The organism is Brevundimonas sp. (assembly GCF_031082345.1).
Taxonomy (GTDB): Bacteria; Pseudomonadota; Alphaproteobacteria; order Caulobacterales; family Caulobacteraceae; genus Brevundimonas.
Genome location: NZ_JAVHLH010000032.1, coordinates 1 through 4,736 on the forward strand (window position 1 = coordinate 1; position 4,736 = coordinate 4,736).

General features: G+C 68.9%; 5 protein-coding genes. All 5 read right to left on the bottom strand.

Translation table 11 applies throughout. The features are described 5' to 3' along the window. Nucleotides 1–1,317, bottom strand: a 1,317-nt coding sequence (locus RDU12_RS03650; RefSeq protein WP_308684113.1) for an O-antigen ligase, incomplete at its 3' end; no start/stop codon positions are given. Nucleotides 1,318–1,363: 46 nt separating this feature from the next. Beyond that, nucleotides 1,364–1,642, bottom strand: a complete 279-nt coding sequence (locus RDU12_RS03655; RefSeq protein WP_300289453.1) for a type II toxin-antitoxin system RelE/ParE family toxin — start codon at nucleotides 1,640–1,642, stop codon at nucleotides 1,364–1,366. Then, complete coding sequence (locus RDU12_RS03660; RefSeq protein WP_300289452.1) at nucleotides 1,639–2,145, bottom strand: hypothetical protein; 507 nt, start codon at nucleotides 2,143–2,145, stop codon at nucleotides 1,639–1,641. The genes RDU12_RS03655 and RDU12_RS03660 overlap by 4 nt, the downstream gene beginning before the upstream one ends. 83 nt (nucleotides 2,146–2,228) lie before the next feature. Further along, complete coding sequence (locus tag RDU12_RS03665; RefSeq protein WP_300289451.1) at nucleotides 2,229–2,507, bottom strand: hypothetical protein; 279 nt, start codon at nucleotides 2,505–2,507, stop codon at nucleotides 2,229–2,231. After that, the coding region (locus RDU12_RS03670) for a UvrD-helicase domain-containing protein (protein WP_308684114.1) at nucleotides 2,507–4,736 on the bottom strand (2,230 nt) is incomplete at its 5' end. The genes RDU12_RS03670 and RDU12_RS03665, both read right to left, overlap by 1 nt.

Below are 4,736 nucleotides of genomic sequence, written 5' to 3' on the forward strand. Positions count from 1 at the left end.
CCGATACTGTGCTGCGATTCGGGGACCGGTCTGGTAGGCCCGGCGGCGCTTCTCCACAAGCGGCGCCGCGACCGGGGCGGGCGAGGGCAGGACGGCGCGGGTCATCACCGCCAGGAACAGCACCCACGGCAGGCCCTGGTGCGCCATCAATATGCTCTCCGACAGGCTCAGAACGAAGAAGGCGGCGAGGAAGCCCAGCGCCCACCAGCCCTCGCGCACGCCCTGGCCCATCGACCGGAACAGCGTGACCGCCGCCGTCGCCGCCATCAGCGTCCCGACCAGCACCGCCCCCGGCCAGCCCAGTTGCACCAGCAGGTCGATCCAGCCGTTGTGCGCGTTCGGCACCGGCCACTGGGTCTCCTTGCGCACCCAGTCGGCGGGCACAGACTCGCCCTCGCGGCCCCAGAAGGCGCCGTAGCCGTAGCCGGTCCACGGCCGGTCGGCGACCTTGCGCATCAGGGCGTCCCAGATCTCGGTGCGTCCGGTCAGCGATGGGTCCTTGCCCAGCGCCTCCAGCACCTCGACCGAGTGGGTCTCCCATAGCCACACCCCGAGGCCCGCCAGCACCACGGCCGCCCAGATCGCCGCCACGCTGAAGGCCGCCCCGCCGCGCCGCAGGGTCCAGAAGCCGCCGACGAAGGCCAGTCCCAGCACCAGGCACAGCAGCGACGTCTTGGACTGGGTCGCCAGCACCAGGACAGAGGACAGGAACAGGGCGAGGGCCGGCAGCAGCCGTCGCGGATCGGGCGAGGCGAGGCAGGCGGCCGAGGCCGTGGCCCCGATCACCATCACCGCCCCCATCTGGTTCTTCTCGTACCAGAGGCCGCGCCACAGGCCGGCGTTGTCGTACTGGTGCACGCCGATGGCGGGGAAGGCGAAGACCATCACCAGACTGCCGACCGCCATGATCAGGGTCGCGTGCATCAGCAGCCGCGGCAGGTGCGGCCCGCGGAACACCGCCCCCAGATACAGGGCGAAGCCGCCGGTGAGGGCCAGGGCGATGACCCGCCGCATGGTGGTGGCGAAATCGATCGACCAGTAGCGCGAGGCGAAGGCCAGTCCGATCAGCAGGGCCATGGCGATCATTGCCGGCCACGCCCGCCCCAGCCGGTCGATCCGGTAGAGCAGCAGCCCCGCGATCGCCGCATAGGCCGGCAGCCACACCAGCCGCAGGATCGGCGTCTCCTCCTGGGTCGGCGCGAACACCGGCCCGATCAGCGCCCCCGTCAGCATGGCGATGATGACGACGCAGATCGCCCGCTCCCACAGGCTGGGAGGGGTTTCGATCAGGACCGCCTCTGAACGGGATTCGCTCACCCGTGCAGGGTCGGCCAACGGGCTTAACGAAGGGTTGGGGATCAGGTCAGCGGCGATCTTGGCGGCCGTGCCTGAAACGGGCGACGAACACGTCCCGGCGCCGGACGACATAGCAGATGACATAGCCGTCGCGTCCGAACCTCACGCCCTTTTCTCGCCAGCCCCGTTCCGTCTCGGCGCCGATGAACGGATTCTCTTCGAGCAGGTCGAAGACGTGAAGTATGCGCGTCGTCGCTTTCCGCGCTGCTTGCGGCGACCGTTCGGTCAGCCATTCGATCTGCTCGGCCAGGTCGCGTTCGGCCCGCGCCGAAAGCGTCAGCGTCATTTGCGCTCGGCCAGCTTGCGCTCGAGATAGGCGACCAACTCTGGCCTGACTTCGCTCCACGGCCGTCCGACTTCATTCAGGTCGTAGTTGGCGGCGTTATCGTCGCGCGGATCGCCGCCTTCGGGCCATTCGAAGTCGTCGTAGTCGAACAACCGGCTATCGAGGACCGCGGCGGCCAGCACCTCCTGCGGGGCGCCGCCATCCCTGGCCATTCGAGCAAACCGCGACTGCATGGGCTCCGCCAATTCGACGACCGGGCCATCAGGGGCCTCCGGCGTCGTGTGCGGATCATACCCATCGCCCTCGTCGGCCGCGCCCGCCCAGACGCGGGCCGGCTCATCGACTCCGTGCGGGGCGCGGTTCGGGTCCGGACCGACCTCGTCGCGCACCCACGCCTCCAGCATCATTCCGGCCATGCGCCCGGGCGTTACGCCCGCAGCGCGCGCCGCTTCGGTCAGCTTTCGTAGCGAGTAATCGCTGAGCTTGAGGATGAAGTGCGCCATGTCCGCCAGTGTCGCACGGCGCCGGTGACGGGGCCAGAGATTGCAACCTATAGTGATGCGCGCCGCCGCATACCCGCCGCGGCTCAGAACCCCGCCAGCGCCCCGTCGATCCGGCGCAGGTCCTCCGGCCGGTCCTTCCGGCTCAGCTTCAGGGCCTCGCCGTCGCGCGTGATCGTCGTGCAGCGCAGGTCGTTGAGGGCCCGGTCGATCTCGGCCCGCCGTGCGTCGTCATAGGGCTCCTCGCCGGCCCAGTGTTCGCACATCTCGGCCCGCTCGACGAACCGTGTCACCGCGTCGTCGCTGTACGAGGCGGTCGCACATCCCGACACGGCGAGGGCCGACGCCAGAACCAGCTTCCGCATCACGCCTTCTCCACGAACGTATCGATCACCTTCTTCTCCCCCGCCTTCTCGAAATCGATCAGCAGCTTGTTGCCCTCGATGGCCCGCACCGCCCCGTAGCCGAACTTCTGGTGGAACACCCGCTGGCCCAGGGCCCAGTCGCCGCTCGACTTCGGGTCCGCCGTGGCGACCAGCCGTCCATCCCCCTCGATCAGCGTGTGCCGCGCCGGCCGCGCCGCCGGCGACCGTCCGGCCGTGAACGACTGCGCCCGCTTCCAGCCCGGCGAGGAATAGCCGGACCCGAAGGTCGGCATTTCGTCCCAGCGGCTCTTGGCCTCCTTCATGCCCGACGACACGCCGTAGTAGCCGGTGTCGCTCTCCGCCTCGACGTGATCGATCGGCAGTTCGTCGACGAACCGGCTCGGCAGCTGCGAGGTCCAGCGGCCGTAGACCAGCCGGTTGGCCGCGAACGAGATGCGGGCGTCCTGCTTGGCCCGGGTGACGCCGACATAGGCGAGGCGGCGTTCCTCCTCGAGGCCCTTTTCGCCCTTCTCGTCGATGCTGCGCTGGCTGGGGAAGACGCCTTCCTCCCAGCCCGGCAGGAACACCAGCGGAAACTCCAGCCCCTTGGCCCCGTGCAGGGTCATGATCTGCACCGCGTCGTCGGACCCGCCCCGGTCCAGATCCATGACCAGCGAGACGTGCTCCAGATAGGCGGGCAGGGTCTCGAATTGCTGCATCGACTGCGTCAGCTCCTTCAGGTTGTCGAGCCGCGTCTGCCCCGTCGCCCGGTCGGCCTTCTGCATGTCGGTGTAGCCGCTCTCCTCCAGCACGGCCTCGGTCAGCTCCCAGTGGGTCGTGGTCTGGGCCAGCGCCCGCCAGCGGTCGATGTCGCGCACGAAGTTGCTCAGCGCCGTCCGCGTCCGCGCCTGAAGTTCGTCCGAGGTGATCAGGTCGCGCACCGCGCTCATCGCCGAGCGGTTCGACAGCCGCGCGATCTGCAGCACCTTCTGCACGCTCGTATCGCCGATGCCGCGCTTGGGCACGTTGACGATGCGCTCGAAGGCGAGGTCGTCGTCCTCGCTCAGGATCAGGCGCAGATAGGCGTGGGCGTCGCGGATCTCGGGCCGTTCGAAGAAGCGCGGCCCGCCGATCACCGTGTAGGGCACGGCCAGCATCACGAACCGTTCCTCGAACGCCCGCATCTGGAACGAGGCCCGGACCAGCACCGCCATGTCCTTGTAGGCCATGCCCTGACGTCGCGCCGTCTCGATCTCGTCGGCGATCAGCCGGGCCTCGGCCTCGCCGTCCCAGACCCCGCGCACCTTGACCTTGTCGCCGCTCAGATCCTCGGTCCACAGCGTCTTGCCCAGCCGGTCCCGGTTGGCCGCGATCAGGCCCGAGGCCGCCCCCAGGATATGCTGGGTCGACCGATAGTTGCGCTCCAGCCGGATGACCTTCGCCCCCGGGAAATCCCGCTCGAAGCGCAGGATGTTGTCCACCTCGGCCCCGCGCCAGCCATAGATCGACTGGTCGTCGTCGCCGACGCAGCAGACATTGCCGGTCGAGGACGTCAGCAGCCGCAGCCACAGATACTGGGCCACGTTGGTGTCCTGGTATTCGTCGACCAGGATGTAGCGGAACCGCCGCCGGTATTCCTCAGCGATATCCGCGTGCTGCGACAGGATCGTCAGATTGTGCAGCAGCAGGTCGCCGAAGTCGCAGGCGTTCAGACTGGCCAGCCGCGCCTGATAGGCGGCGTACAGCGCATGTCCCTTGCCGTTGGCGAAATCCTCGCTCGACGGCAGTTTCTCGGGCGTCCAGCCGCGGTTCTTCCAATGGTCGATCAACCCGCTCAGCGATCGCGGCGTCCAGCGCTTGGTGTCGAGATTGGCCGCCTCCAGCAGCTGTTTGCAGACCCGCTCCTGGTCGTCGGTGTCGAGGATGGTGAAGGTCGATTTCAGCCCCACCAGCTCGGCGTGCCGCCGCAGGATCTGCGCCGCCACGCTGTGGAAGGTGCCCAGCCACCGCAGCCCCTCGGCCGACGGCCCGATCAGATGGGTGATCCGCTCGCGCATCTCGCGCGCGGCCTTGTTGGTGAAGGTGACGGCCAGCAGTTCCCACGGCCGCGCCCGGCCCGTCGCCAGGATGTGGGCCAGCCGGGTGGTCAGCACCCGCGTCTTGCCAGTCCCCGCGCCGGCCAGCACCAGCACCGGCCCGTCCACCGTCTCGACCGCCTCGCGCTGTTCG

Coding starts and splice junctions, on each gene's coding strand:
- RDU12_RS03655 (WP_300289453.1), bottom strand. CDS start 1,642: ATGACGCTGACGCTTTCGGCGCGGGCCGAACGCGACCTGGCCGAGCAG.
- RDU12_RS03660 (WP_300289452.1), bottom strand. CDS start 2,145: ATGGCGCACTTCATCCTCAAGCTCAGCGATTACTCGCTACGAAAGCTG.
- RDU12_RS03665 (WP_300289451.1), bottom strand. CDS start 2,507: ATGCGGAAGCTGGTTCTGGCGTCGGCCCTCGCCGTGTCGGGATGTGCG.